We start from the raw sequence: 24958 nt of genomic DNA, 5'->3' as shown, positions 1-24958 counted from the left end.
CGGGACGGGCTGTCCCGCCACACCAGCAGCTGTCCCCCCGGCTGTGCACGTCCCCCACCCCTCTCCCCCCAAGAGGTTTCCTTGAAGCTGCCTTCGTTCCGCCTGCCCTCCTCCACCCTGTCCGCCGCCGTCCTGGCCGGCGTGCTGACGACCGGGACGGTGGCCGCCACAGCGGCGCCGGCCCATGCCTCGACGACCAACACCACCTACACCGCCGCCGGGATCTCCTCCCAGTACCATCTCTACGACGCCGGCATCGACCGCTCCCGGGCCGTGGGCGCCGTGTTCTACTTCGACGGCGACGGCCAGTACTACGCGCAGCGTCCGACCACGACCATGCTCCGGACCATGGCCGCCCGCGCCGCCGCGAAGAACATGGTCCTCGTCGTGCCCGTCGCCCCGGCGAACCGGTCCTGGACCGTCAACAGTGAAGCGGCCGGGGACTGGTTCCGGGCACTGGCCGGCAAGGTCGTCGCCGAGCAGCGCATCGACACGACCCGCATTCACCTGGCCGGTTACTCCGGTGGCGCGGAGTTCATCTCCACCGAGGTGCTCTCCGACCGCGCGGGCTGGATCCGCGGCGGCGGAGCCACGCTGATCGGCGGCGGAGGGGTGTACTCCCGCGGTCTCGAGACCACCCCCCACGCCGCGCTCAAGGCGACCGACCCGACCTGGTACGTCGGCTCCCTGGACGGCTACGGCGCCACCCAGCCCTCCACCTGGTCGGCCCTGGAGGCCGCCGGGAAGGGCGCGGGCGCGTACCGGTCGGCCGGCTTCGCCAAGGCCGACCGGGTGGTGCTGCCCGGGCTGAACCACACCGACTACAACCTTCCGGGTCTGGTCGGCGACGACGTCGACCGCCTCTACTCGACCATCGGCACCGCTGTTCCCTCCGTCCCGGGGACGAGCGAGCTCAACGGCTTCGCGCTCAAGGGCGCCATCGGAGCCCGGTGGAGGGCCCTGGGCGGGGCCTCCTGGGGCACACCGGTCAGCGCCGAGCATGCCTCTGCGCACTCCTCCGTGTACCAGCGCTTCCTGGGCGCGGGCGGACGCGAGAAGGCGATCTACTGGACCGGGGCCACCGGCGCCCGGACGGTCGACTACGGCGGAGCCATCGGCCGCAAGTTCGAGGCCGCGGGCTTCGCCGCCGGCTACGGGGTGCCTGCCTCCGACGAGGCGCGCACGGCCGACGGCGGCGCGTACCAACTGTTCGACGCCGCCGGGAAGCGGACCAAGCTCGTGTGGTCCTCCAGTACGGGAGCGCGGCAGGTCAAGGAGTACGGGGCCATCGGTCAACGGTGGGCGGCTCTCGGCCACGAGCGGGGACTGGGTTATCCCACCTCCGACGAGTACCGAACGCCGACCGGGATGGCGCAGAACTTCACCGGCGGCCGGATCGAGTGGAACGCGTCCACCCGGGCCGTGAACGTGGTCCGCCGCTGACCCGGGGCCGCGCGGGTCGCCCCGAGGCGGCCCGCGCGGCCCTCGCGCGCCGGCCCGGGAGGAACCCTAGGATGAACGCATGATCTTCAAGGCCGTGGGCGACTCGCGCCCGTACCCGGATCACGGCCTCGTCTCGCCCTCGGACTGGTCCGGCATCGCCCCTCGTCAGGTGCGCCTGGACCAGTTGATCACCACGAAGACGACCCTGGACCTGGCGACGCTGCTCGACGCGGACTCCACGTTCTACGGCGATCTCTTCCCGCACGTGGTCCGCTGGGACGGGCTGCTCTACCTCGAGGACGGGCTGCACCGGGCGCTGCGCACCGCCCTGCACCACCGCACCGTGCTGCACGCCCGCGTGCTGGAGCTCGGGCGCGCGACCGGCCCGCGGGCGGTGCGCAGGGCGCAGGAGCTCAGGACGCCGCGCTGAGCGGCGGCCTCTCGGGAGTCAGCCGCACGGGGCGGCCGTCGGCGTCGAACTGCGCGCCCAGGCCCTGCTGGATGAAGCGGACCGTCGAACGGATGTGCCGCTCCCGCGCCGCGCGGTCCTGGTCGGAGTTCTGGCCACGGTCCGCGGCGGTGGTCAGCGAGCCGTGGACGAGCGAGGCGAGCTCCGGGATGTCGCCCTCGGGCAGGTAGGCCTGGTCGATCGCGTCCCGCAGGATCGCGGCCAGCAGCCCCTGCAGCTCGCCCACGTGCTCGCCCAGCTTCTGGTAGTCCTCGGGGGACAGGACCGTGCGCATGGTCGGACCCGGGGGCAGGTGCCGGCGGGCGAGATCCTCGATCTGCGCCCGGATGTAGACGGCGAGCCGGTCGACCGGGTTGGCGACGCCCTCCAGGTCCCGGCGGAGGTCGGTCATGAAGCGCTCGGTCTCGTCCAGGGCGTAGGCCACGAGCAGCTCGCCCATGTCGGCGAAGTAGTTGTAGACGGCGGTGCGGCCCACCCCGGCGTTCTTGGCCACGTGGGTCATCGTCAGCCCGGTCAGGCCCTGCTGGTAGAGCAGCTGGCCGAAGGAGTCGAGGATCGCTCGCTTGGTGTTCTCGCGCTGCGCGGCATTGGTGGCCGCTGAAATACGAGGCATGATGACACCTTATCTCTGCATGTCATCAAAGTATGCACACTTCAATGATCCTTGGTGACGGTATGTCTGACTATGACACCACCGTTCGCTCCGTTTCGGTTCCCTCCGCACGAACGTCTGGGGAAACGTCCAGGAAACCGCCGGACCGGACCCGACGGACGATCATCTCCGAACCCGCGGCTCGCGGCCCGCGGGGCGATGCGCGGCCGTGGCCGGCGACGGAGGTCGTCGCCGGCCACGGCCGGGTGCAGGGGGACGCGCTCAGGCGGCCGGGGTCACTGCTCGGCGGCCGAACCGCCCTGCCAGAGGGAGTCGAAGGGCGCGCGCGAGCTCAGACGCTGCCGGATGCCGGCGGAGACGAAGGCCTTGGCGGTGCGGGCGGCCTCGAGCGGGGCGGCGCCCTTGGCGAGTTCGGCGGCGACGGCGGCCGCGAGGGTGCAGCCGGCGCCGGCCACGGGGACCTCGCCGACCTTGGGCTCGGACAGGATCTCGAGGGTCGTCCCGTCGTAGAAGACGTCCACGGCGTCGGGACCGGCCAGGCGCACGCCGCCCTTCGCGAGCACCACGGCCCCCGAGGTCTCGTGGATCCGCCGGGCGGCCTCCTCGAGGTGGTCGACGGTGCTGATCTCGTCCATCCCGGACAGGGAGAGCGCCTCGAAGTGGTTGGGGGTCACGAACGTGGCCAGCGGCAGGATCCTCGCCTTGAGCGCCTCGTCGGTGTCCAGGGCGGCCCCGGGCTCCTGGCCCTTGCAGATCAGCACCGGGTCGAGGACGAGGTGCTCCGGCCGCAGGGCGGCCAGCGCCTCGGCCGTCGTCGCGATGGTCTCCGGGCTGCCGAGCATGCCGATCTTCACGGCGTCCAGCGCGTGGGCCGCCGTGATCGCCTCCAGCTGCTCCCGCAGCACGTCCTGGGGGACGGGGAACAGGCGGTGGCCCCAGTCCGCGTTCGGGTCGAAGGAGACGATGCAGGTCAGGGCGAGCGAGCCGAAGACGCCGAGCTCCTGGAAGGTCTTGAGATCCGCCTGGGCGCCGGCGTCGCCCGTGGCCTCGGATCCGGCGATGGTCAGGGCCACGGGGGGCTGGGCGGGGCTCGCGGCGTCGGGGACGGGTGCGGTGGTGGTGTCGGTCATGGGAGCCATTGTGCGCCCCGCGCCGCGTCCCCGGCCAACCGCGCGGCCGGGTCCCGGCGCTAGACTGTCGGACGGTCTCCGGCCGCCACGACGTCCCCGCTCGGGGTTCCGCGGCGGCGGGAGGAGGGCTCCCGGGTGGCAGGCGGGCGTCCCGCACCCGTTCTGCAGACCGCACAGACCGCGGCGCGGCTCCGGCTCCTCCCGGGCCGGCGCCGCGGTCCAACAGATTGGTGACCCGCCGTGTCCTCCTCCGCAGGCCCTGCTCCCGCCGGCTTCGCCCACCGGCCGCGCACGTACTTCGACCTGATCGTGGCGGCCTACTGCGTGGTCCTCGTGCTCTCCAACGTGGCCGCGACCAAGGGCGTCGCCTTCGGCCCCGTCCTCACCGACGGGGGCTTCTTCCTGTTCCCGCTCGCGTACGTGCTGGGCGACGTCGTCGCAGAGGTCTACGGCTTCCGCGCCGCCCGGCGGGCCATCGTCACGTCCTTCGCGGCCGGCCTGTTCTCCTCGGTGGTGTTCTGGCTCGTCATCGCCCTGCCCCCGGCCGCGTTCTACGAGGGCCAGGAGGCTCTCGAATCCGTCCTGGGACCCGTCCCGCTGATCGTGGCGGGCTCCCTCCTGGGCTACCTCGCGGGGCAGCTGCTCAACGCCTTCGTGATGGTGCGGATCAAGGCCCGCACGCGGGAGCGCCACCTGTGGGCCCGGCTCATCGGCTCGACCCTGGTCGGCGAGCTCGTGGACACGGTCGTCTTCTGCGCGGTGGCCGCCCCGATCATCGGGATCAGCACGGTCCCGGACTTCCTGAACTACGTGGTCGTCGGCTACGCCTACAAGGTGCTGGTCGAGATCCTCGTCATGCCCCTGACCTACGCGACGATCGGCTGGCTCAAGCGGCGCGAGCCGACCTACGGGACGGCCGTGTCCCCGGCGGGGGACGCCGTGCCCGCTCGCTGAGCGCCGGCGGCCCGGGCGCTGCCGCGCCGGCGGCTCAGAAGCCGAGGTAGGCCAGCTGCGCCCCCACCGAGCTCCGGGCGGCCGGCAGCACGTGCGCGGGGACGTCGGCGTAGACGCGTTCGGTGATCGCCTCGAGGCTGGCGCCGCGGCCGAGGTCCCGCAGGGCCTCCCGCACCTCGGCCAGGCGCTCCATCCGGTGCTCGAGCAGCTCCTCGCACACCGCCTCGACGTCCTCCCGCACGTTCCCGTGCGCGGGCAGAACGAGGGCGGCGCCCAGCACTGCCAGGCGCTGCAGGGAGCGCAGGTAGTCGCCGAGGCTCCCGTCCGGGTGGTCGAGCATCGTGGTCCCGCGCCCCAGGATTGTGTCCCCGGTGAGCACCGACCCCGGGCCCGCGTCCGGCCCGGCGGACCGGGCGGGCCCCGGCGAGCCGGCCGGGACGTCGTCGGGCAGGTGGAAGCTCACGGAGTCGGAGGTGTGCCCGGGCGTGTGCAGCACCCGGATCCGGCACCCGGCGGCCTCAATCGTCTCGTGGTCGGCCAGCGGGGGCGCGTCCCGGCAGAACTCGGGCCGGAAGGCGCGCACGGGTGCTCCGGTGAGGGCGTGGAAGTCCGCCACGCCCTCCGTGTGGTCCGCGTGCCGGTGGGTGACGAGCGTGAGCACCGTGCGGCCGGCCGCGGCCAGCACGGCCAGGTGCCCGCGGTCGGCCGGTCCGGGGTCCACGACGACGACGTCCTCATGTCCGGGTGCCCCGATCAGCCACGAGTTGGTGCCCTCCAGGGTCATCGGGCCCGGGTTGGGGGCGATCTGCCGCCGGGTGAGGGCGGTGGTGCGGATCCCGGTGTCCTCGGTCATGCGGTCCTCCTGTGTCGGGCAGCTGGTGGGGTCGGGCGGCTGGTGGGGTCGGGCGGTTGGTGCTGAGCAGCTCGGGGAGAGCGACTGGGGGGTGTGCTGCTGGTGCAGGCGGGCGACGGAGTGCGGCGAGGAGTCGTGCGGCGATCGCCGGCGGGGCGGGCCCGTCCGGGCGCGAGGGGGTCCGGCGGTGCGGCTCAGCTCCGGTCGAGCAGCGCCTCGAGCTTGGTGAACGAGCTGCGCCACCCGGCCGCCGCGCCCGCGTGCACCACGGCGGGCAGCGGCCCCTGCGTGAGCACGAGCAGGGTGCCCCCGTCCCCGGTGGCGAGGAACTCCGTGCGCACCAGCACGTGCTGGTCCAGCGGCCGGCCGTCCGGGCCGGGCAGCGCCTCGCGGCCCTCGAGCAGCGCGTCCTGCTCGACCCGCAGGTAGGTGGCGTGCACCGGGGCGATCTGGGTGGGGTCGGCGTCGCTGACCATGCGGAAGCGCTGCCGTCCGCCGGGCCGGACCTCGAGCAGCACCGACTCCCGGGGCACGCTCCAGCCCTCCGGGCCGAACCACGCGGCGAGCCGGTCCGGGTCGGTGAACGCCGCGAAGACCGCCGCCGGCGGGTGGGGCAGGTCGTGGGAGACGGAGAGGACCTCTGCGGGGTCCAGGTCGGTGATGTCCATGCCGTCCATTGTCCCCGGGCGCTCTCGGTCCCGGGAACGGCGGTCGGTACAGTGGCGCTCGTGAGCACCGAACCTGCGCGGGACCCGGAGGCGGGGAAGGGCGGTTCCCGCCCGGTCTGGGTGACCGTGCTCAAGGCGGGCGTCCTGCTGCTGCTGCTGGCCGCGGCGGTGTGGTACCTCATCAGCCACGAGCTGCCCACGGTGCAGGAGGTCCGCAGCTACGTCGAGGGCTTCGGGGCCTGGGGGCCGCTCGTGTTCGCGGTGGTGTTCGTGCTCGTGGCGGCCACGCCCGTGCCGGTGACGATCATGGCCGTGTCCGGAGGGTTCCTCTTCGGGATGGCCCAGGGCAGCGTGGTGGGCGTGGCGGCCACCACGACCGGGGCCTGGCTCGGGTACTGGCTCGCCCGCTTCCTGGGCCGCGACGCGCTGTACCGCCTCGCGGGTCCCCGGATGGGGGCCGTGGAGCGCAAGCTCGACGGCAAGGGCTTCCTCACGGTGCTCGTCCTGCGCCCGGTCCTGCCCAACTGGACACTCAGCTACGGGTCGGGGCTGGTCCGCATCCCGCAGCGGGACTACCTGGCGGCGACCCTGCTCGGCGGGATGCCCGGGCAGATCAGCTTCGCCGCCCTGGGGGCCTTCACCTCGCGGCCGTCGTGGCCGGCGCTGGCCGCCGTCGCCGCCTCCTGGGCGCTCGTGGTGGTGGTCGGCGTGTTCTCCTGGCGCCGGTCCCGCCGCGAGGTGCCGCCCGGCGGCGTCGCGGGCGGCACCGAGCCCGCGGCCGGGCCCGGCAGCGCTGCCGAGCCCGACGACGCCGCGGACCAGGCGGAGGCCGGTGGTCCGGCCTGAATTCCTCGGCGGGTGCCGCGAACGACGTCGTCCGGCCCTCCTGAGGAGGGCCGGACGACGTCGTTCGGTGGAGCCGCGCGGCAGCGCGGGCGGGGGCAGGGACGGGGTCAGACCTGGGGCCGGGCGGCGGTGGAGCCGCTCGGCTCCGCGCCGAGCAGGTGGAGCTTGCCGCTCTTGCGGTCGGCCAGGTACTCCTTCATCTCCCGCTTGATCACGGGCAGCAGCATGTAAACGCCCAGCAGGTTCACGAACCCGCAGACGAACAGGGCCGCGTCCGCGAAGGCGATGACCTCGCTGAAGGTCAGCACGCACCCGGCGATCGTGAAGAACAGGTAGATGCCGCGGAAGATGTTGTCGCTGAGCCGGCTGCGGCCGAAGAGGAACTCCCAGGCCTTGAGGCCGTAGTAGAACCAGGTGATCAGCGTCGAGAACGCGAACAGGACCACTGCGATGGCCAGGACCACCGGGAACCAGGGGATCACCGTGGCGAACGCGTCCGAGGTGAGGATGACGCCGTCGGGGGCGCCCTCCCCGGCCTGCACCTGGTCGATGCCGGCCTGCAGGCTCGGGGCGCCGGCGATGATGATCGCCAGGGCGGTCATGGTGCAGATGATCACGGTGTCCACGAAGGGCTCGAACATCGCCACGAAGCCCTCGCTCACCGGGCGGCGGGTCTTCACGGCCGAGTGCGCGATCGGGGCCGAGCCCAGGCCTGCCTCGTTGGAGAAGGCCGCGCGCTGGAAGCCCACGATCATGACGCCCAGGACGCCGCCGGCCACGCCCTCGGGGGAGAAGGCGCCGTCGATGATCGTGCCGAAGGCCGCGGGGACGTTGGGGAGATTGGCGAGGATGACCACGAGGCAGGCGGTGATGTAGACGGCGGCCATGGCCGGCACCAGCCGGCTGGTGGTCGCGCCGATGGACTTGATGCCGCCGATGATGACGAGGCCCACCAGGACCGCCAGGATGATGCCGAAGATCAGGGCCGCGCCGGCGCTGCCGAGGAAGCCGTCGGCGCCGCCGGTGACGTTCTGCACCTGGGCGAAGGTCTGGTTGGCCTGGAACATGTTGCCGCCGGCGGCACCGAAGAGGAGGATCGCGACGGCGAAGATGCCGGTGAAGATCTTGGCGACGACGCTGCCGAACCTGCCGTAGGCGACCAGCAGGTACCGGAAGGGCCCGCCGCTGACGGTGCCGTCCTCGTGGACCTCCCGGTACTTCACGCCCAGGGTGCACTCGGCGAACTTCGTGGCCATGCCGAGCAGACCGGCGCAGATCATCCAGAAGGTGGCGCCGGGCCCGCCGAGGGCCATCGCCGCGCCGACGCCCGCGATGTTGCCCAGTCCCACGGTGCCGGACAGGGCGGAGGTCAGGGCCTGGAAGTGGGGGACCTCACCGGGGTCGTCCTTCGAGGAGAACTTGCCGCGCACCACGTCCCAGGAGACCTTGAGGCCGCGGAACTGGATGAACCCGAAGTAGATGGTGAAGATGACGCCGGCCGCGATGAGCCACGCGACCACGAAGGGGAAGCTGATCTCCCCGATGGTGATGGGGTAGAAGACGATGGTCGAGAAGACTTCGGTGACGGGCGCGAACGCCGCGTTGATCGCACGATCTATTTCGGCCAGCCAGCCGACCTGCTCCGTCACCGGGGACATGGGTACCGCCTGAAGAATCTCCATCCACTAACTACACCCCCTGCACCGGCCGTTGGCAACAGAAACACGTGTCCCCCGATGTAAATACTTGACGCACCGGTAGAAACGGCTCCGCGCGGCGGAGTGCAGGGGGTGGGACACCGGTGACGACGCGGGCGCGCCGTCACCGGCGGAGGCGGCTCAGCGGGTGGCGGAGGCGCTCCGGAGGTGCTGCGGGGAGGTCATGGCGCACACCCGCAGGCCGCGACCCAGGTCGCTGCCGGCGTGGCGGAGCGTCTCGCCCAGCGAGGCGGAGCGGGACGGAGCGGCGGCGCGGCCGATCGCGGTGAAGAGGACGGCGGGGAGGCCGAAGACGAGCAGGAAAGCCACGGGAGCATCCACCTTTCTGTGTGCGGGGCGAAGTGATCTGCGACACGATCGCCGCAGTTGACTTCTAAAGTCTATCTGGCAGATATTGATCCAACTAGTCTGGAAACACGCAAGCAAGGAGCACATCATTGCGTCTTGACGAGATTGACCAGCAGATCATTGCGTCGCTGATCCAGGACAGCCGGCGCAGCTATGCCGCCATCGGCAAGCGGGTGGGCCTGTCCGCCCCGGCGGTGAAGCGGCGGGTCGACGCCCTGCAGCAGACAGGGGCCGTCAAGCGCTTCACCGCGGAGATCGACCAGTCGGTCCTGGGCTGGAACATCGAGGCCTTCGTGGAGCTGCACTGCGACGGAGGACTGTCCCCGTCGATGATGCGGACCATGGCGGCGGAGATCCCCGAGGTGACGGACGCCTACACGGTGACGGGGGAGGCCGACGGCATCTTCCTCATCCGGGCGCAGAACACCTCGCACCTGGAGGACGTCATGGTCCGGATCCGGGAGTGGAAGGGCATCAACCACACGCGCAGCTCCGTCATCCTCTCGCATCTCTGACCACGGCCGCCCGGGTCTGGGATACTGGAGGTCCAGCACCGCCGGCACGGCAGGGCGGCCGGCGCAGCAGCGGAGGGGGCAGCATGGCCGACGAACCGGACGCCGTGATCGTGGTGGGCGTCGACGGGTCCGAGCAGTCCGTGGAGGCGCTGCGCTGGGCGGCGCGTCTCGCGCCGGTGTACGGGGCACGGATCCGGGCGGTGGGGGCCTGGGAGAATCCCCCCGAGTACGTCGGTTTCGTCCACTTCAAGGACGACCACTTCGACGAGCTCGCCCGGAAGCACGTGGACGAAGCGCTGCAGAAGGCCTTCGGGACGGACCGGCCGGCCGGGCTGAGCACGGTCGTGGAGTTCGGCCACCCGCCCAAGGTCCTGATCCGCCACAGCGAGGACGCCGCGGTGCTCGTGGTGGGCCGCCGGGGGCACGGCGGCTTCCGGGGTCTGCTGATGGGCTCGGTCAGCTCGGCCTGCGTGGCGCACGCCCGGTGCCCGGTCCTGGTGCTGCCCGGGCGCAGCGAGGAGAGCGCCGGGGAGAGCGTCGAGGAGCGCACCGAGAAGACCGCGCGCGCGGACTGAGCCCCGCGCCGGGACCCGGGCCGGTGGGACGGTCATGGTTGCGCATCTTCGCCCGTCCGCGCCTGCCCTCTGTGATACTGAGCGCACCATCGTGGTCGCGGGAGCAAAGGATTGGGCATGGAACAGGGAACAGCAGCCGTCGTCGTCGGGGTCGACGGATCCGAGCAGTCCGTGGAGGCGCTGCGCTGGGCGGCCCGGATCGCCCCGGCTCTCGGTGCGTCCGTCCGGGTGGTCGGGGCCTGGGACTACCCGCCTGAGTACGCCGGCTACGTGCCCCTCGGCAGCGACAACTTCGACGAGATCACCCACAAGCGGGTGGACAAGGCGATCCAGCAGGCCTTCGGCGAGGACGTCCCGGAGGGGCTGACCACCACCGTGGAGTTCGGCCACCCGTCGAAGGTGCTGGTGCGCGAGAGCGAGGACGCCGCGATGCTCGTGGTGGGGCGGCGGGGCCACGGCGGGTTCCGGGGCCTGCTGCTGGGCTCGGTCAGCGCCGCGTGCGTCTCCCACGCCTCCTGCCCGGTGCTCGTGATCCACGAGGACGGCACCGCGACGACGAGCTAGACACCATGTGCTGATCGACCGGCGCGGCCGGGGGCGCGGCGGCAGGCCCGGCCGCGGCGCCCCGTGGGGGCCGTCCGGGAGCGGGGCGTTCAGCCGCGGTGCGCGTAGTACCGGCCCAGGACCTCGTCCCGGTACTCCACGTAGGTGCCGTCGGCCATCGCCTGCCGCGCGCCGTCGACCATGCGCACGACGAACCGCTCGTTGTGGATCGAGGTGAGCGTCGCGGAGAGCCGCTCCTTGGCCTTGAACAGGTGGTGCAGGTACGCCCGGGTGTAGTGCGTGCACGTGTAGCAGTCGCAGCCGTCCTGGACGGGGGAGAAGTCCGTGCGGAAGCGGGCGTTGCTCACGGTGAAGCGGCCGTCCGGGCCGTACACGGCCCCCGTGCGGGCCACCCGGGTGGGCGAGACGCAGTCGAAGGTGTCCACGCCGTTCTCCAGGGCGGTGAAGATGTCGTCCGGCTCGGAGATCCCCAGCAGGTGCCGCGGCCGGTCCTCGGGCAGCTCCTCGCTGCACCAGCGCACGATCGTGCCGAGGTTCTCCTTCTCCAGCGCCCCGCCGATCCCGAAGCCGTCGAAGTCCATCGCCCCGAGGTCCCGGCAGGCCTTCCGGCGCAGGTCCTCGTACTGGGCGCCCTGGATCACCCCGAACAGCGCCTGGTACGGCCGGTCGGCGCGCTCCTCCGTGAGCCGGGCGTGCTCGGCCACGCAGCGCCGGGCCCACCGCCGGGTCCGTTCGAGGGACGTCTCCTGGTAGCTCCGGGAGTTGTGCAGCGTGGTCAGCTCGTCGAACGCGAACATGATGTCCGCCCCCAGCCGGTGCTGGACCTGCATCGAGATCTCCGGGGTGAAGCGGTGCACGTCGCCGTTGATGTGGGAGGTGAACGTGACCCCGTCGTCGTCGACGCGGGCCATGCGCTCCTTGCCGGTCGCGACGTCGTCGTCGCCCGCCGCCGCGGACGCGACCGTGGACATGTCGATGACCTTCTTGAAGCCCGAGCCCAGGGACATGACCTGGAACCCCCCGGAGTCCGTGAAGGTGGGCCCGTCCCAGTTCATGAACGCGCCCAGCCCGCCCGCCGCGTCGAGCACCTCCGCCCCGGGCTGGAGGTAGAGGTGGTAGGCGTTGGCGAGCAGGGCCTGGGCACCGAGCTCCGCCATGGACTCCGGCAGCACCGCCTTGACCGTGGCGGCGGTGCCGACGGGCACGAACGCGGGGGTCCGGATCTGCCCGTGGGGAGTGTTGATCGTGCCGGTGCGTCCCAGGAGCGGGCCGTCTCCGGCGCCCAGGCGCGATCCGGTGGTCCGGGTCGTCTCCGCGAGCCGGTGCTCGACCTCGAAGCCGAAGGCGGCGCGGGCGGCGGGGAACGGGAAGGGCACGGCGGGCACGGTCATCCGACCATTGTGCGTCACCGCGGGGGTCGGGTCCGAGCGGGCCGGGAGGCCGCCGGGAGCGAGCTCATTCGCCGGACCCGGACGAGGAGCCGCCGCCGGGCGGCTGTGGGCGCACGGCGGCCGGTTCCTCGCGGAGCTGTTCGTGGGCCGCAGCTACGCCCTGGCGGTGGTCCTGCGCACCCGGAGCGCGGAGGAGCGGGGTCTCAGCGGCCCCAGCCCGCGTGCGCGACGGCCTGGCGCACGAGGTCTCCCCGGCCCCCGGCGAACTCCGCCTGCACCTCGGGGCTGAGCGCCTCCTCGGGGCTCATCCAGGACAGCTGCAGGGCGTCCTGGCGGGGGCTGCACTCACCGCGCACGGGCACGATGTAGCTCAGCGCCACGGCGTGCTGGCGGTCGTCGGTCAGCCCGGTCTCGGAGGGGGAGGGGAAGAACTCGGCCACCGCGAACGGGGTCGTGGACACCGGCAGCTGCGGAAAGGCCATGGTGCCCAGGTCCTTCTCGAGGTGGCGCAGCAGGGCCGCCCGGATGGTCTCCCGGTACAGCACCCGGCCGGAGACGAAGGTGTACATCATCTCCCCCTCGGGAGTGGCCTGCAGCAGCAGCCCGATCTCGGAGAGGTAGCCCAGCGGGTCGAGCCGGACCGGCAGCGCCTGCACGTACACCATCGGCAGACGGCGGCGTGCTTCCTGCAGGTCGTCCTCGTTGAGCCAACCGGGGTTCGGATCGGGGGTGCGGAGGAAGTTCATACTGCTGTTCTATCCCATGACCCCTGGCGCGGCCACGATTCCCCCCGGCCCGGGACGCCGGTTCAGCGCTCAGCGGAGCCGCCGGCCCCCGCCCCCGTCCACGGGCGCTCCAGGCGGGCGGCGGCCTCCAGCACCGTCCACGCCTGGACCTGGGTGGACAGCTCCACCGGGGCGCCGGGGCGCTGCGCCTGCCCGGCGGGCTGCGCCGGGTCGGGGGAGAAGACCGCCACCGCCCCGCCCGTCCGGGCCGAGGGCGCGCCTCCGCCCCCGGGGGCCGTGGCGGACTCGGCCTCGCGCCGGCCGGCCCACAGGGCGTCGGCGGTGCCCGTCACCAGCTCGGCGGCCGTGCGCCGTGCGGTCTCGGCCAGATCCGGGTGCCGGGCCGCCTGGGCGAGGTAGCGGGCCAGGATCCCGCTGAACAGCCCGCCGTCCCCGCCGCCGTGCGTGGTGAGGACCCGCCGCCCCGGCACCGGCCGGCCGTAGGCCTCCGCGGCGCCCGCCACCACGTCGGCCGCCGTGCCCAGCAGGCGCGCCCGGTCGTCCGTGCCCGTGCCGGGGGCGTCCGCGAGCTCGAGCAGCGCTCCGAGCACGGGTCCGGAGTTGTAGCTGAACAGCCGCTCGTCCCGCCGCGTGACCTCGCTGCCGGACCCCGCGGCGACCAGGATCAGCCCGTCGTGGAAGACCCTCCGCCCGGGATCCCACAGGTTCTCCTGCAGCCAGCCGAGCACCGCGCGGGCCTGCTCGGTGCGGTGCGTGCGCACGAAGGCCAGGGCCGCGGGAGCCGAGGACGCGGTGTTCTTCACGTCGTGGCGGGTGTTCCAGAACACCCCGCCGCCCAGGTCCGCCGTGTGCCCCCGCTCGATCCGGGCGAGCAGGGCCCGGCCCGCGTCCAGGCACGCCACGTCCGCCCGGCCGGTGAGCTCGCGGTCCAGCGCGGCGAGCCGGCCCACGGCCAGCAGCAGCCAGGCCATGTCGTCGTAGTAGGAGTTCTGGGTCACCCGCCCGCCGCTGCGCAGGGTGATCCCGCGCAGCAGCCGGTGCGCGTCGCGGCGGATCTCCTCGGCGCGGGCGGGCTCGTCCCGGTGCCGCAGCGCCGCGTCGACCAGGGCGTCGAGCAGGTGGGCCTGCCACCAGTAGTGCCACGGGGCCGTGCGGGAGCGGGGCCGCGGGTGCGCCGGCGCGCCCAGCAGGGTGCCCGGCACGCCCAGGGCGCGCCCGGCGAAGAGCTCCCGGACCGAGCGGGCCGCGGTGTCGGCCCGCTCCGGGGCGCTCACGGTGCGGTCGGCGGTGAGGTCGGCGGCCGGGTCGGCGGAGAGCGGACGCGGTGCGGGACCGGCGCCGGTGGGGCTGGGCATGGCGGCTCCTGATGCTGGCAGGGGAAGGGTGCTGCCCCGAGCCTATGCGCTCGCCGCGGGGTGCGGGCCGGAGCGGTCCCGGGCAGGACCGAGGAACAGCCGCCGGTGGACCGTCTCGACGGGTCCCCGCAGGCCGCGCCGCTCGAGCAGGACGGCGCCGAGCAGGGTGACCAGCCACACCGTGGTGCCCAGCAGCAGGGCGGCCGTGGGGGTCAGGGCGCGGCCGAGGCCCAGCGCGAACGGCGGCATCAGGACCGTGAAGAGCACGGACTGGGCGATGTAGCCGCTCATCGACCGGCGCCCCAGTGCCTGCAGCGCCCACAGCGCGGGATGCTCCCGCGCCCGGAGGGGAGCGCCCGGGGACCGCCGCTGGGCCCGCGCGCAGACCAGGGCCACCACCAGGGCGTAGCCGATGCCCTGCGCGGCCCCGGTCAGGGCGTCCAGCCCGGTGAGCACGGACCCGGCGGTCGTGGAGGGCTCGAGCATGTCGGTGGTCAGCAGGCCCGTGCCCACGCCGGTGAGCAGCCCTGCGCCGATGCAGACCGCCGCGGTCACCAGCAGCCGCCCGCGGCGGGGCCCCGGGTCCTCCAGCACCCGGTAGCGGCTGAGCGCCAGGCCGAGCAGCAGCATGGGCAGCAGCCCCAGCAGCTGGAGCGGGGCGAAGGCCACCACTCCCGCGCCCTCGGCCAGCACGAGGGCGAGGTGCTCCTGCGCGGAGTCGGTGACGAGGCTGGGGAAGGGCGCGGTGCCGGGGGTCCGCACGGCCCAGCTCGCCGCACCGTAGAGGACCATCAGCACGGAGCCCAGGCCGGCCAGGACCAGCAGGGTGGCCGTGCCCTCCGCGATCAGCAGGGTCAGGAACAGGCCCCCGAAGGCGTAGGCCGTGATGATGTCCCCGGGGAAGAGCAGGCACGCGTGCAGGGCCCCGACGAGCAGCAGCCACCCGTAGCGCCGCAGCAGCAGCCGCCGGGCGGCCGGGAGCGGGGTGCCGCGCGCGGCCTCCCGGGCGGCGATCTGCCCCACGCCGTAGCCGACCAGGAAGGAGAACAGGGGGAAGCCGCGGCCGTCCACGAGCATGGACAGGGCCGTGTTGACCACGTCGTCCGCCGTCCACCCGGCCGTGCCGGCCCCGGCGCCCAGGGTCCGGTCGCGGGGTCCGTCCGTGGGCCCGGGCGCCCAGATCCACGCGGTGACGTTGGCGACGGCGATGACCCAGAGCATGAGTCCGCGGGCCACGTCCGGGGCAGGCACCCGGGCGGCCGCCGGCGCGGTGCGCGGCGCGCTCACGCGGGGGACCCGCTGTGCAGGGCGCGCCGGCTCTCGAGCACGAGCGGGCGGCCCGTCATCGGGTGGGTCAGGCCGATCCGCCGGGCCAGCAGCTGCAGCGGCCGGGCGGGGTCCTCGCTGCCGGCCGGCCGCACCCGGGGATAGAGGGGGTCGTTCCGGACCGGGGCGCCCAGCCCGGCCAGGTGGACCCGGATCTGGTGGGTGCGCCCGGTCTCGGGCCGCACCCGGTAGCGCGCCCACTCGCCCTCGGCGTCCGAGAACGGGGGACCCGCCCGGTCGACGACGGTGCGGGCGTTGGCCGGTCCCGGCACCTCCCGCGCCTGCAGGCACGTGCGGTCCTTGACGATGCGGGACTCCACGACGCGCGGCAGCCCGAGCCCGGGCCGGTGCACGGCGACCGCCTCGTACTCCTTGGCCACCGCCCGGTCCTGGAAGAGGGTCTGGAACCGGCCGCGGGTCGCGGGGTCCCGGGAGAGCAGCAGCACCCCGGCCGTGCCGCGGTCCAGCCGGTGCAGCGGGGACAGCCGGTCCTCGCCGCGGGCGCGGCGCAGCTTCACGAGCACGCTCTGGGCCACGAACCCGCCGCGCGGGGTGGTGGGCAGACCGTGCGGCTTGTCGACGGCCAGCAGCCACTCGTCCTCGAACAGCACCGGCAGGTCCCCGGGCAGCTCCGGTTCGGCCGGCAGGGCCCGGTGGTACCAGACCGACCCGCCGGGCACGTACGGGGCGTCGTGGGCGAGGGGCCGCCCGGCGTCGTCGACGATCCCCCCGGACGCGAAGAGCTCCTCCAGCTCCGGGGCGGAGGCCGGGAACCGGTCCAGCAGCCAGCCCCGCACCGTGCTCCGCCCGTCCTCCGCCGGCAGCCGGACCCGGACGGGGTCCACGCCGTCCCGCAGGGGCAGAGGGGCGGGGGCGGGCCGACGTCGTCGCATGGTTCCCGATCGTGCTCCCCGGGCGCGTCCTTGTCCACTCCCCGCCCCGCGTGCCTCCCGCCCGCGGGCCTGAGAGAATGGGGGCGGACACCCTCCCGCCACCGACCGGAACGAGACCCATGGCCAGCCACGAAGTCGTCCCCGACGCCGCTCCCGGAGCCGTGCCCAGCGCCGTGCCCGGCGCCGTCCCCGGAGCCGTCCCCGGAGCCGTCCCCGGAGCCGTCGAGGAGGTCGTCCTGCTCGACGACGCCCACCGTCCCGTGGGCACCGCGCCCAAGGCGGAGGTGCACACCACGGACACCCCGCTGCACCTCGCGGTCTCGTGCTACGTCCTCGGCGACGACGGGCGCCTGCTGCTGACCCGCCGGGCCCTGGCCAAGAAGACCTGGCCCGGGGTGTGGACCAACAGCTTCTGCGGCCACCCGGCTCCCGGCGAGGACTTCGAGGAGGCCGTCGCCCGGCGGGCCGGTCAGGAGCTGGGCTTCGCGGTGACCGGGGTGACGGAGGTCCTGCCGGACTTCCGCTATCGGGCCGTGGACGCCTCCGGGATCGTGGAGAACGAGTTCTGCCCCGTCTACGTCGCACGCGCCGCCGGGCAGCCGCAGCCGCTGCCGGCCGAGGTCGCGGAGGTCGCCTGGATCACCCCGGAGGAGCTCTTCGCCGCGGCCGAGGCCGCGCCGTTCCTGCTCAGCCCGTGGCTGCTGGAGCAGATCGCCGACGGCCGGCTGCGCCGGGCGCTCACCGGGCCGGCCGCCTCCCGCTCCTGAGCGTCAGTCCATCCGCGCGGCGAGCTCGGCGGCCACCGTCTCGAGCGCCGCGCGGAGGGCGAGGATCGCCGGGCGCTGCACGCTCGAGCCGCGGATCGAGGTGAACACCGTCCGCCGCGGCCCGGAGGGCAGGTCGACCAGCCGGCAGGGTGAGTCGCCGCCCGCCCACATGAGGTCCGGCATGAGGGCCACGGCGTTGCCCGACTCCACGAGCCGGGTCTGGGCCTGCAGATCGGCCGTGGCGAACCGGACGTCCGGCTCGAACCCCGCCCGCCGGCACAGCTGCTCTCCCCAGTGCCTCGACGCCGCCCCGCGGGGCTCCATGACCCACGGCAGCTCGCGGGCGTCCTGCAGGGACGCGACGGACGCGTGCTCTGGCCCGGGGGGAACGGCCAGGCGGATGGCGTCCGTGATGAGCCGCCGCCGGTCCAGGTCGGGGTGGTGGGCGGCGGCGTGGCTCGGGTACTGCTCCGCGACCACGACGTCGAACTCGCGCGTCCAGGTCTCGTAGAGGGCACGCTCCGGCTCCGCCTGCACCATCTCCACCCGCACGTCCGGGTGCTCGCGGCGCATCGTGCCGAGCACCGCCGGCAGCAGCGCCAGGGCGGCCGACTGGAACACGGCGACCCGCACCGTGCCCGTGACCGTGCTCAGCGACGCCGCCAGGTCCGACTCGGCCCGCTCCAGGACGTCCAGCAGCTCCGCGGTGCGCGCCACCAGGATCTCCGCCTGCGGGGTCAGCTGCACCCGCCGGCCGGCCTTGGAGAGCAGCTCCACCCCGGCCTCCTTCTCCAGGGCGGAGAGCTGCTGGGAGACCGCCGAGGGGCTGTAGCTCAGGGCCGCCGCGACCTCCGCCAGGGTGCCGCGCAGCGCGAGTTCGCGCAGCAGCCGCAGCTTGCGCACGTCCAGCACGGGAGCACCTCACAATCATCACGTCCACTGACGAATCATCCGTGGAAAACATCACTTTATCCGAACGGAAAGAAGGCGCATAGTGAGGGGCGCACCAGTGCTTTCCACGCAGACCAGGGAGTACCACCCATGACGACGATCCCCGTCCCCGCGACCGCGCACACCCCTGCGGAACCGCCGGCCGGACGCACCCTTCCCCACGCCGCCATCCCGGCGTCGCTGCCCGAGCAGGCCGTGGCCACCGTGCGCCGCTGGCTCACCGAGGCGGAGCAGTTCCCCAAGGACGCCTCGGGCGAGCAGCTGGCCGGGGTGCTCAAGGATCCCAGTGGACTGGACTTCACGGTCGGCTTCGTCGACGGCGTCATCCGCCCCGAGGACATCCGGGTCGCCGCCCGCAACCTCGCCCGGCTCGCCCCCCGCGTCCCGGCGTTCCTGCCGTGGTACCTGCGCACCGCGGTGCGCACCGGCGGGGTCCTGGCCCCGGTCGCCCCGCAGGTCGTGATCCCGGCCGCCCGCAGGGCGCTGCGCGAGATGGTGGGGCACCTCATCGTGGACGCCAGCGAGGCCAAGCTCGGGAGGTCGATCGCGAAGATCCGCACGGACGACGTCCGGCTCAACGTCAACCTCCTCGGCGAGGCCGTGCTCGGCGAGCGCGAGGCCGACCGCCGCCTGCAGGGCACCCACGAGCTGCTGGCCCGGCCCGACGTCGACTACGTCTCCATCAAGGTCTCCTCCACCGTGGCCCCGCACTCCGCCTGGGCCTTCGACGAGGCCGTGGCCGAGGTCGTCGAGAAGCTGACCCCGCTCTACGCCCGGGCCGCCTCGTTCTCCACCCCGAAGTTCATCAACCTGGACATGGAGGAGTACAAGGACCTCGACATGACCCTCGCGGTCTTCACCCGGATCCTCGACCAGCCCCAGTTCCGGGACCTCGAGGCCGGGATCGTGCTGCAGACCTACCTGCCGGACGCCCTGGAGGCGATGATCCGCCTCCAGGAGTGGGCCACCGCCCGCCGCGCCGCCGGTGGGGCGCGGGTCAAGGTCCGCGTGGTCAAGGGGGCGAACCTGCCCATGGAGCAGGTCGAGGCCTCCCTGCACGACTGGCCGCTGGCCACCTGGGGGACGAAGCAGGACTCGGACACCCACTACAAGCGCGTGCTGAACTACGCGCTGCAGCCGGAGCACGCCGACGCGGTGCGGATCGGCGTGGCCGGGCACAACCTCTTCGACATCGCCTTCGCCTGGCTGCTCGCCACCGAGCGCGGCGTGGTCGAGGCGATCGACTTCGAGATGCTGCTGGGCATGGCCACCGGCCAGGCCCAGGCCGTCAAGCGCGACGTCGGCTCCCTGCTGCTCTACACCCCGGTGGTGCACCCGGCCGAGTTCGACGTGGCCATCGCCTACCTGATCCGCCGCCTGGAGGAGGGGGCGAGCCAGGAGAACTTCATGTCCGCGGTCTTCGAGCTCTCCGCGAACGAGGAGCTCTTCGAGCGGGAGAAGAACCGCTTCCTCGCCTCGCTGGCCGCGCTGGACGACACCGTGCCGCTGCCCCACCGGGTCCAGGACCGCCGGCTGCCCGAGCTGCCCGCCCCGACCGACGGCTTCGCCAACACCCCCGACACCGACCCGGCCGTGGCCGCCAACCGGGACTGGGGCCGGGCGATCCTCGACCGCGTCCCCGGATCGACGGCCGGCACGGAGACCGTCGCGGCCGCGGCGCTGCAGACCGAGGAGCAGCTCGACCGCGTCATCGACGCCGCGCTCGAGGCCGGCCGCGGCTGGGCCGCGCTGACCGGCGCCCAGCGGGCCGAGGTGCTCCACCGCGCCGGGGAGGCCCTGGCGGCCCGCCGGGCGGAGCTGCTCGAGGTCGCGGCCGCGGAGGCGGGCAAGACCCTCGACCAGTCCGACCCCGAGATCAGCGAGGCCGTCGACTTCGCCCACTACTACGCCGAGCGCGCCCGGGAGCTGGACGAGGTCGACGGCGCGTCCTTCGTGCCCTCCCGGCTCACCGTGGTGACCCCGCCGTGGAACTTCCCCGTGGCCATCCCGGCCGGCTCGGCGCTGGCCGCCCTGGCCGCCGGGTCCCCGGTGGTGTTCAAACCGGCCGGCCCGACCAAGCGCTGCGGCGCCGTGGTGGCCGAGGCGATCTGGGAGGCCCTGGACGCCTCCGGGGTCCCCCGGGACGTGCTCGCCCTCGTGGACCTCGAGGAGCGTGCCCTCGGCCGCCAGCTGGTCTCCCACCCGTCGGTGGACCGGCTGATCCTCACCGGGGCGTACGAGACGGCGGAGCTGTTCCGCTCCTTCCGCTCCGACCTGCCGCTGCTGGCCGAGACCTCGGGCAAGAACGCCCTGATCGTCACGCCCAGCGCCGACTTCGACCTCGCCGCCAAGGACGTGGCCTACTCCGCGTTCGGCCACGCCGGGCAGAAGTGCTCGGCGGCCTCCCTGGTGATCCTCGTGGGCTCGGTGGCGAAGTCCAAGCGGTTCCGCAACCAGCTGGTGGACGCGGTCAGCTCCCTGACCGTGGACTACCCGACCAACCCCGCCGCGCAGATGGGCCCGCTCACCGAGCCCGCCGAGGGCAAGCTGCTCCAGGCCCTGACCAGCCTGGAGGAGGGCCAGTCCTGGCTGATCGAGCCGCAGCAGCTGGACGGCACGGGCAAGCTGTGGTCCCCGGGCGTGCGCACCGGGGTGCAGCGCGGCTCCGAGTTCCACCTGGTCGAGTACTTCGGCCCGGTGCTCGGCGTGATGACCGCCGAGACTTTGGAGGAGGCCGTGGCCATCCAGAACGAGGTCGACTACGGCCTCACCGGCGGTCTGCACTCCCTGGACCCGGAGGAGATCGGCTACTGGCTGGAGCACGTCCAGGCCGGCAACGTCTACGTCAACCGCGGGATCACCGGGGCCATCGTCCAGCGCCAGCCCTTCGGCGGCTGGAAGAAGTCCGCGGTCGGCCCGGGCACCAAGGCCGGCGGCCCCAGCTACCTCATGGGCCTGGGCGAGTGGGAGCCGGCGCCGCTGCGCGGGAACGGACGCCCCGTGACCGACACGGCCGTGGCCGGCCTGCTCGACGCCGCCCGTGCGGGGCGGGCCGGGGTCACGGCGCAGGAGGCCGGGACGCTCGAGCAGGCGCTGCGCAGCGACGAGGCCGCCTGGGCCGAGGAGTTCGGGGTGGCCCGGGACGTCTCGCAGCTCTACGCGGAGCGCAACGTCTTCCGCTACCTGCCGCTGCCGGTGACGGTGCGGCTGTCCGAGGGGGAGCCCCTGGCCGATCTGCTCCGCGTGGTCGCCGCCGGCCTGCGCGCCGGCGCCGAGCTCACCGTCTCCTCGGCGCTCGAGCTGCCCGCCGCGGTGGCCGCCGTGCTCACCGGCCGCGGCGTGCGGGTCCGGGTGGAGGACGACGCCGCCTGGCTGGCCGGCGCCGCCGAGCTCGGCGGCGGGCGGGTCCGTCTCATCGGCGGGGACCGCGCGGGCCTCATCGCCGCGACCGGGTCCCGTCCCGACGTGGCCGTCTACGCCCACCCCGTCACGGGGGCCGGCCGGGTCGAGATGCTGCCGTTCCTGCACGAGCAGGCCGTGAGCATCACCGCCCACCGCTTCGGCACGCCCAACCACCTCACGGACGAGCTGATCTGACGACCTGGTCCGACCAGCTGGTGTGACGAGCTGATCCGACGCACGCTGCGACGGCGCCCCGCGCCGCCGCCCCCGTTCCCGGACGGGCCGCGGCGCGGGGCGCCGTGCCGTTCCGGGGCGGGCCGTTCAGCTCCGGATCAGGGAGGCGTAGACCACGAGGTTCTCGTCGAAGGACCCGGTCGCCGGGTCGTAGCCGTCGCAGGTGACCAGCCGCAGCTCCGGGCCGGCGGTGTTGCCGTAGACCCGCAGCGTGGGGAACGAGTCCTTCGCGTGGCGTTCGACGGCGTCCACCGCGAACTCCGCCGTGGACCCGTCCGCCCGGGCCACGGCGATGCGGTCCCCGGCGGTCAGCCGGTGCAGGTCCGCGAAGACCCCCGGGCCGCCGCCGGTGGCGTTGACGTGCCCCAGCAGCACGGCCGGGCCCGCCTGGCCCGGAGCGGGTGACCGCCGGTACCAGCCGGCCGGGGCGCCCGGGTGCTCCGGCGGGACCTCCAGGGTGCGGTCGGGGCGCCGGTCCAGCGTCATGAGCCGGTCCTCCACCCCGATGGCGCCGATGGTGAGGCGCACCGGGGCCGAGGCGGGCAGCGCCCGCGGACGGGGCTCCGAGGCCGGCCCGCGCGCGGGGGCACCCGGTGCCGGGGTGCCGGACGCCGTGGCGCCGGGTGTCGGGAGTGCGGAGGTGGCGGCCGTCGGAGCGCCGGGGAGGCCCGAGGTCGTCGCAGCGCCGGGCCCCGCGGTGCCGGAGGCCGTCGCCTCCGGCGGGAGGGAGACGGCGGGCGGGACGGGGGCGGCGAGCGGGAGGGAGACGGCGGGCGGGACGGGATGCCCGGCGACGGGGCGCTGCGCCGTCGTGGGGTGCGACGGCGCGGTGCTGTCCCCGGTGCACCACAGGCCCAGGACCACGGCGAGACCCGCCACCCCCGTGCGGAGGTGGCGGGTCTCGGCGCGGTGCCGGGGCACGGAGCGTCCGGGGTCAGCGACCGCCGGTCGCGCGGCGGCGCAGGCCCACCGCGGCACCGCCCAGGGCGAGCATCCCCAGCACGGCCGCCCCGGCCAGACCGCGGGCGTCCGAGCCCGCGGCCGCCGTCTCCACGCCGGTGTCCGCCGGGCCCTCGGGCATCGCCATCTGGGCGGGTGCGAGCACCCCGCAGGCGATCGGGATGTCGGAGGCCAGCGGCAGGGCCGGGGCCATCGGGTTGGCCTTCGCCTGCGCCTCGGCCGAGAGCGCCGCCGGGTCCGCGCCGTGGACGTTGACCACCGCGGTGCCGCTCTGCAGGGCGGCGAGCGTGGCGCCGTCCACCGGGAAGGTCCGCTGATAGGTGTAGGCCTCACCGGCCGGGAAGCGGTCGATGGCCACCGCGGAGGCAGGGCTCGTGTCCCCCGAGGTGGTCAGCGAGGTGCCGATCCCGCCGGTCCAGGGCTGACCCTCCATGGAGCTCACCGCGCCGTCGCCGTCGGCGTCGGCGCTGGGCGGAGCGCACACCCCCTGGCCCCCGATGTGGATGTGCTGGGCGTGCGGATAGGGCGCGCCCTGGAAGAGGGCGGGCGCCCCGGCGACCTCGACGGTCACCGTGGCCTCCTGGCCGGTGACGTCGACGACGGCGCTGCCGGCGGCGGTGCTGTTGTTGACCGGCGCGAGCTCGGCCTGGAAGGACCAGCTCTCGGCGGCGGCGGTGGCGGCGGTGGCGGGCAGGGTCACGGCCGCGAGTGCCAGGGCGGGCGCGGCGAGCAGAGCGGACTTCTTCATGGGATCGGCCTCTCGGTCAGGAATGACAGGGCTGGGAAGTGACGCGAAGCACAGTCTACTGATCATTCGAGCCGTGTCGAGGGGTGGTGGTCATGTGCGACCGTGAATGCGTCATGCAGCAGTCCGCGTCCGAGCGGTGGACGGGCAGACAGGTCGGTCGGCAGGGGGATGTTCCGGAAGGCCCGGCGGGGTGCTGGGGCGGGTGCCGAGAGGTCCCCGGTCGAGGTGCTGTCCTCCCGGCGAGCAGGAGTCAGGGGAGGTGCGGCCCGTTCACGGCGGTCGACGGGGCCGGGAGGTGAGCCGCCCCCGGTGGATCAGACCGGGGGCGGCGCCGTGAGCTGCCGGCCGGCTGCGCTCCGGTGTCCCCCCACGTGCATCGCACATCGGACCCGTGCGCCGGCCGAGCTCCTCGAGATCAGATTACTGACATGTAAACGAATTGACGGCATTGTGTAAGCCGGTTCACACGGGGGCCGTGTCGGCGCTGATCTGCGCCGGGGCCGCCGGCCGGCTTCCACGCGGAGGGCGTCGGCTCAGCCCGCGGCGGCGAGAGCGCCGACCTGCTGGGCCTCCGCCGATGCGCGGTGACCCTGGGTGCGCAGTTCGGTCACTCCTGTGCTCGGCGCCGCCGCGCGGGGTCCTCGACGGTCCTCGCCGACCGGGACGGAGGGCGCCCCGTCGTGGCGCAGGGCTGCGAGCACGGACTCCTCGTCCAGGCCGGCGGCCTCGGACAGGGCGGCGAGCGGCACCCCGTGGCGGGCGGCCAGGCGCAGCTCGGCGTGCAGGGCGTCGACGGCCCGGTCCAGCTCCCACTGCGCGGTCTCGGCGCCGGCATCCAGCAGCCACACGTGCCGGGCGGCGCTCTCGCACCCCTCGGAGGTGTCGTCCTCCGCGAGCTGCTGGTCGAGGGTCCACTCGGCCGTCTCGGCGCGCCCGGCCGCCGCCAGGACCCGCCGGGTGAAGAAGGGGTGGAACAGGTGCTCGTCCCCGCGGGCGACGAGCGGTGCGCCCGTCCCGGCGGGATCCTCCGTCTCGAGCAGGAAGCCGCAGGTGCAGGCGTGCAGCCGGCGGCCGTCGACGGCGGCCTGGGCAGCGGCGTGGTTCGCGCGGCCGTCGAGATCGGCGAGGTCGAGCGGGCGCACCGGCATGGGGCGGCCGCAGTGCACGGGGCCCGTCGTCTCCAAGGTGGCCGGACGGCCGGTTCCCGGCTCCGTCCTCTGCTGCGTGGACCCGTGCTGCACCTGCTGGTTCATCCCTCGACCTTCCTCACGTTCCCTGCGTTCCCTGCGGTGGTGCGCATGCCGGGCCGGAACCGCGAGACGCGCACCACATCATCCAAGTCGATTGTGTCTAGTTTGTCTAGTTACTCGACTACCGGGCTTGTCGGTGGCCTAGGATGATCGGCATGATGTCTCGAGTCCCCACCTCCTCCGGCTACTGGTACGGCACCGACGACGCCGCCGGGCCCGGACCGGTGCAGGTGCTCGAG

Annotated in this window: 24 protein-coding genes; 9 read left to right on the top strand and 15 right to left on the bottom strand. The window is 73.9% G+C overall.

Annotated features, from left to right (window positions below):
• The first annotated feature begins 81 nt into the window (after positions 1-81).
• Together ABL57_RS14300 and ABL57_RS14295 are read left to right on the top strand one after the other, a co-directional pair.
• Entirely contained in the window at positions 82-1443 is a 1362-nt protein-coding gene (locus tag ABL57_RS14300; RefSeq protein ID WP_053004989.1) for a hypothetical protein, read from the top strand.
• Positions 1444-1522: 79 nt separating this feature from the next.
• Positions 1523-1873, top strand: a complete 351-nt coding sequence (locus ABL57_RS14295) for a type II toxin-antitoxin system VapB family antitoxin (protein ID WP_047804149.1) — start codon at positions 1523-1525, stop codon at positions 1871-1873.
• On the opposite strand, the gene ABL57_RS14290 is transcribed toward ABL57_RS14295, so the two are convergent.
• Together ABL57_RS14290 and ABL57_RS14285 are read right to left on the bottom strand one after the other, a co-directional pair.
• Entirely contained in the window at positions 1857-2525 is a 669-nt protein-coding gene (locus tag ABL57_RS14290; protein WP_047804148.1) for a TetR/AcrR family transcriptional regulator, read from the bottom strand. The genes ABL57_RS14295 and ABL57_RS14290 overlap by 17 nt on opposite strands.
• Before the next feature lie 275 nt (positions 2526-2800).
• The gene (locus ABL57_RS14285) at positions 2801-3655 is read right to left on the bottom strand and encodes a PfkB family carbohydrate kinase (protein WP_047804147.1); all 855 of its coding nucleotides are present in this window, start codon (positions 3653-3655) and stop codon (positions 2801-2803) included.
• 240 nt (positions 3656-3895) lie between these two features.
• Here ABL57_RS14285 and ABL57_RS14280 point away from each other — a divergent pair, with 240 nt between their 5' ends.
• Complete coding sequence (locus tag ABL57_RS14280; RefSeq protein ID WP_047804146.1) at positions 3896-4609, top strand: queuosine precursor transporter; 714 nt, start codon at positions 3896-3898, stop codon at positions 4607-4609.
• Between the two features lie 34 nt (positions 4610-4643).
• Here the strand turns inward: ABL57_RS14280 and ABL57_RS14275 are convergent, their stop codons facing one another.
• Complete coding sequence (locus ABL57_RS14275) at positions 4644-5462, bottom strand: MBL fold metallo-hydrolase (protein ID WP_047804145.1); 819 nt, start codon at positions 5460-5462, stop codon at positions 4644-4646.
• 194 nt (positions 5463-5656) lie between these two features.
• The gene (locus ABL57_RS14270) at positions 5657-6130 is read right to left on the bottom strand and encodes an SRPBCC domain-containing protein (RefSeq protein ID WP_053004988.1); all 474 of its coding nucleotides are present in this window, start codon (positions 6128-6130) and stop codon (positions 5657-5659) included.
• A gap of 60 nt (positions 6131-6190) precedes the next feature.
• On the opposite strand from ABL57_RS14270, the gene ABL57_RS14265 reads away from it, so the two are divergent.
• Entirely contained in the window at positions 6191-6976 is a 786-nt protein-coding gene (locus ABL57_RS14265) for a TVP38/TMEM64 family protein (RefSeq protein ID WP_152683408.1), read from the top strand.
• 107 nt (positions 6977-7083) lie between these two features.
• Here ABL57_RS14265 and ABL57_RS14260 read toward each other — a convergent pair whose 3' ends face one another.
• Together ABL57_RS14260 and ABL57_RS14255 are read right to left on the bottom strand one after the other, a co-directional pair.
• Entirely contained in the window at positions 7084-8658 is a 1575-nt protein-coding gene (locus ABL57_RS14260; RefSeq protein WP_047804144.1) for a sodium:alanine symporter family protein, read from the bottom strand.
• Between the two features lie 156 nt (positions 8659-8814).
• Entirely contained in the window at positions 8815-9003 is a 189-nt protein-coding gene (locus tag ABL57_RS14255) for a hypothetical protein (protein WP_047804143.1), read from the bottom strand.
• A 128-nt stretch (positions 9004-9131) separates the two neighbouring features.
• On the opposite strand from ABL57_RS14255, the gene ABL57_RS14250 reads away from it, so the two are divergent.
• The 3 genes from ABL57_RS14250 to ABL57_RS14240 all read left to right on the top strand — a co-directional run bounded on the left by ABL57_RS14250 (position 9132) and on the right by ABL57_RS14240 (position 10696).
• Positions 9132-9557, top strand: a complete 426-nt coding sequence (locus tag ABL57_RS14250; protein WP_047804142.1) for an Lrp/AsnC family transcriptional regulator — start codon at positions 9132-9134, stop codon at positions 9555-9557.
• A gap of 83 nt (positions 9558-9640) precedes the next feature.
• Complete coding sequence (locus ABL57_RS14245; RefSeq protein ID WP_047804141.1) at positions 9641-10132, top strand: universal stress protein; 492 nt, start codon at positions 9641-9643, stop codon at positions 10130-10132.
• Positions 10133-10249: 117 nt separating this feature from the next.
• A complete protein-coding gene (locus ABL57_RS14240) occupies positions 10250-10696 on the top strand; it encodes a universal stress protein (RefSeq protein ID WP_047804140.1) in 447 nt (148 codons plus the stop codon).
• 89 nt (positions 10697-10785) lie between these two features.
• On the opposite strand, the gene tgt is transcribed toward ABL57_RS14240, so the two are convergent.
• The 5 genes from tgt to ABL57_RS14215 form a co-directional block, all read right to left on the bottom strand.
• Entirely contained in the window at positions 10786-12087 is a 1302-nt protein-coding gene (tgt, locus tag ABL57_RS14235; protein ID WP_047804139.1) for a tRNA guanosine(34) transglycosylase Tgt, read from the bottom strand.
• A gap of 203 nt (positions 12088-12290) precedes the next feature.
• Entirely contained in the window at positions 12291-12833 is a 543-nt protein-coding gene (locus ABL57_RS14230; protein WP_047804138.1) for an NUDIX hydrolase family protein, read from the bottom strand.
• Between the two features lie 62 nt (positions 12834-12895).
• Positions 12896-14188, bottom strand: a complete 1293-nt coding sequence (locus tag ABL57_RS14225; RefSeq protein ID WP_082157462.1) for a glycoside hydrolase family 76 protein — start codon at positions 14186-14188, stop codon at positions 12896-12898.
• A gap of 42 nt (positions 14189-14230) precedes the next feature.
• Entirely contained in the window at positions 14231-15475 is a 1245-nt protein-coding gene (locus ABL57_RS14220) for a DUF418 domain-containing protein (RefSeq protein ID WP_047804137.1), read from the bottom strand.
• The gene (locus tag ABL57_RS14215) at positions 15472-16407 is read right to left on the bottom strand and encodes a pseudouridine synthase (RefSeq protein WP_047804136.1); all 936 of its coding nucleotides are present in this window, start codon (positions 16405-16407) and stop codon (positions 15472-15474) included. Before ABL57_RS14215 ends, ABL57_RS14220 begins: the two co-directional genes overlap by 4 nt.
• Positions 16408-16526: 119 nt before the next feature.
• Here ABL57_RS14215 and idi point away from each other — a divergent pair, with 119 nt between their 5' ends.
• On the top strand, positions 16527-17174 hold the full coding sequence (gene idi / locus ABL57_RS14210) for an isopentenyl-diphosphate Delta-isomerase (RefSeq protein WP_082157460.1): 648 nt from the start codon (positions 16527-16529) through the stop codon (positions 17172-17174).
• A 3-nt stretch (positions 17175-17177) separates the two neighbouring features.
• Here idi and ABL57_RS14205 read toward each other — a convergent pair whose 3' ends face one another.
• A complete protein-coding gene (locus tag ABL57_RS14205) occupies positions 17178-18086 on the bottom strand; it encodes a LysR family transcriptional regulator (RefSeq protein ID WP_047804135.1) in 909 nt (302 codons plus the stop codon).
• 129 nt (positions 18087-18215) lie between these two features.
• Here ABL57_RS14205 and ABL57_RS14200 point away from each other — a divergent pair, with 129 nt between their 5' ends.
• The gene (locus ABL57_RS14200; protein ID WP_203225635.1) at positions 18216-21722 is read left to right on the top strand and encodes a bifunctional proline dehydrogenase/L-glutamate gamma-semialdehyde dehydrogenase; all 3507 of its coding nucleotides are present in this window, start codon (positions 18216-18218) and stop codon (positions 21720-21722) included.
• Positions 21723-21848: 126 nt separating this feature from the next.
• On the opposite strand, the gene ABL57_RS21375 is transcribed toward ABL57_RS14200, so the two are convergent.
• The 3 genes from ABL57_RS21375 to ABL57_RS14185 form a co-directional block, all read right to left on the bottom strand.
• The gene (locus ABL57_RS21375; RefSeq protein ID WP_238986063.1) at positions 21849-22682 is read right to left on the bottom strand and encodes a class F sortase; all 834 of its coding nucleotides are present in this window, start codon (positions 22680-22682) and stop codon (positions 21849-21851) included.
• Positions 22683-22695: 13 nt separating this feature from the next.
• On the bottom strand, positions 22696-23469 hold the full coding sequence (locus ABL57_RS14190) for a hypothetical protein (RefSeq protein WP_047804134.1): 774 nt from the start codon (positions 23467-23469) through the stop codon (positions 22696-22698).
• Positions 23470-24002: 533 nt separating this feature from the next.
• On the bottom strand, positions 24003-24722 hold the full coding sequence (locus tag ABL57_RS14185) for a hypothetical protein (protein WP_047804133.1): 720 nt from the start codon (positions 24720-24722) through the stop codon (positions 24003-24005).
• Between the last annotated feature and the right edge of the window lie 236 nt (positions 24723-24958).

The sequence above is a fragment of the Kocuria sp. SM24M-10 genome, assembly GCF_001027955.1.
GTDB lineage: Bacteria > Actinomycetota > Actinomycetes > Actinomycetales > Micrococcaceae > Kocuria > Kocuria oceani.
The sequence above is the reverse complement of the archived record's forward strand: the minus strand, read 5'-3'. Positions and strand labels throughout refer to the sequence as shown.

Bases quoted from the DNA above. Each gene is read 5' to 3' on its own strand.
- ABL57_RS14240 (WP_047804140.1), top strand. From the start codon at position 10,250: ATGGAACAGGGAACAGCAGCCGTCGTCGTCGGGGTCGACGGATCCGAG.
- ABL57_RS14225 (WP_082157462.1), bottom strand. From the start codon at position 14,188: ATGCCCAGCCCCACCGGCGCCGGTCCCGCACCGCGTCCGCTCTCCGCC.
- ABL57_RS14295 (WP_047804149.1), top strand. From the start codon at position 1,523: ATGATCTTCAAGGCCGTGGGCGACTCGCGCCCGTACCCGGATCACGGC.
- ABL57_RS14260 (WP_047804144.1), bottom strand. From the start codon at position 8,658: ATGGAGATTCTTCAGGCGGTACCCATGTCCCCGGTGACGGAGCAGGTC.
- ABL57_RS14290 (WP_047804148.1), bottom strand. From the start codon at position 2,525: ATGCCTCGTATTTCAGCGGCCACCAATGCCGCGCAGCGCGAGAACACC.
- ABL57_RS14270 (WP_053004988.1), bottom strand. From the start codon at position 6,130: ATGGACATCACCGACCTGGACCCCGCAGAGGTCCTCTCCGTCTCCCAC.
- ABL57_RS14230 (WP_047804138.1), bottom strand. From the start codon at position 12,833: ATGAACTTCCTCCGCACCCCCGATCCGAACCCCGGTTGGCTCAACGAG.
- ABL57_RS14245 (WP_047804141.1), top strand. From the start codon at position 9,641: ATGGCCGACGAACCGGACGCCGTGATCGTGGTGGGCGTCGACGGGTCC.
- ABL57_RS14285 (WP_047804147.1), bottom strand. From the start codon at position 3,655: ATGACCGACACCACCACCGCACCCGTCCCCGACGCCGCGAGCCCCGCC.
- ABL57_RS14215 (WP_047804136.1), bottom strand. From the start codon at position 16,407: ATGCGACGACGTCGGCCCGCCCCCGCCCCTCTGCCCCTGCGGGACGGC.
- tgt (WP_047804139.1), bottom strand. From the start codon at position 12,087: ATGACCGTGCCCGCCGTGCCCTTCCCGTTCCCCGCCGCCCGCGCCGCC.
- idi (WP_082157460.1), top strand. From the start codon at position 16,527: ATGGCCAGCCACGAAGTCGTCCCCGACGCCGCTCCCGGAGCCGTGCCC.
- ABL57_RS14190 (WP_047804134.1), bottom strand. From the start codon at position 23,469: ATGAAGAAGTCCGCTCTGCTCGCCGCGCCCGCCCTGGCACTCGCGGCC.
- ABL57_RS14200 (WP_203225635.1), top strand. From the start codon at position 18,216: ATGACGACGATCCCCGTCCCCGCGACCGCGCACACCCCTGCGGAACCG.
- ABL57_RS14275 (WP_047804145.1), bottom strand. From the start codon at position 5,462: ATGACCGAGGACACCGGGATCCGCACCACCGCCCTCACCCGGCGGCAG.
- ABL57_RS14185 (WP_047804133.1), bottom strand. From the start codon at position 24,722: ATGAACCAGCAGGTGCAGCACGGGTCCACGCAGCAGAGGACGGAGCCG.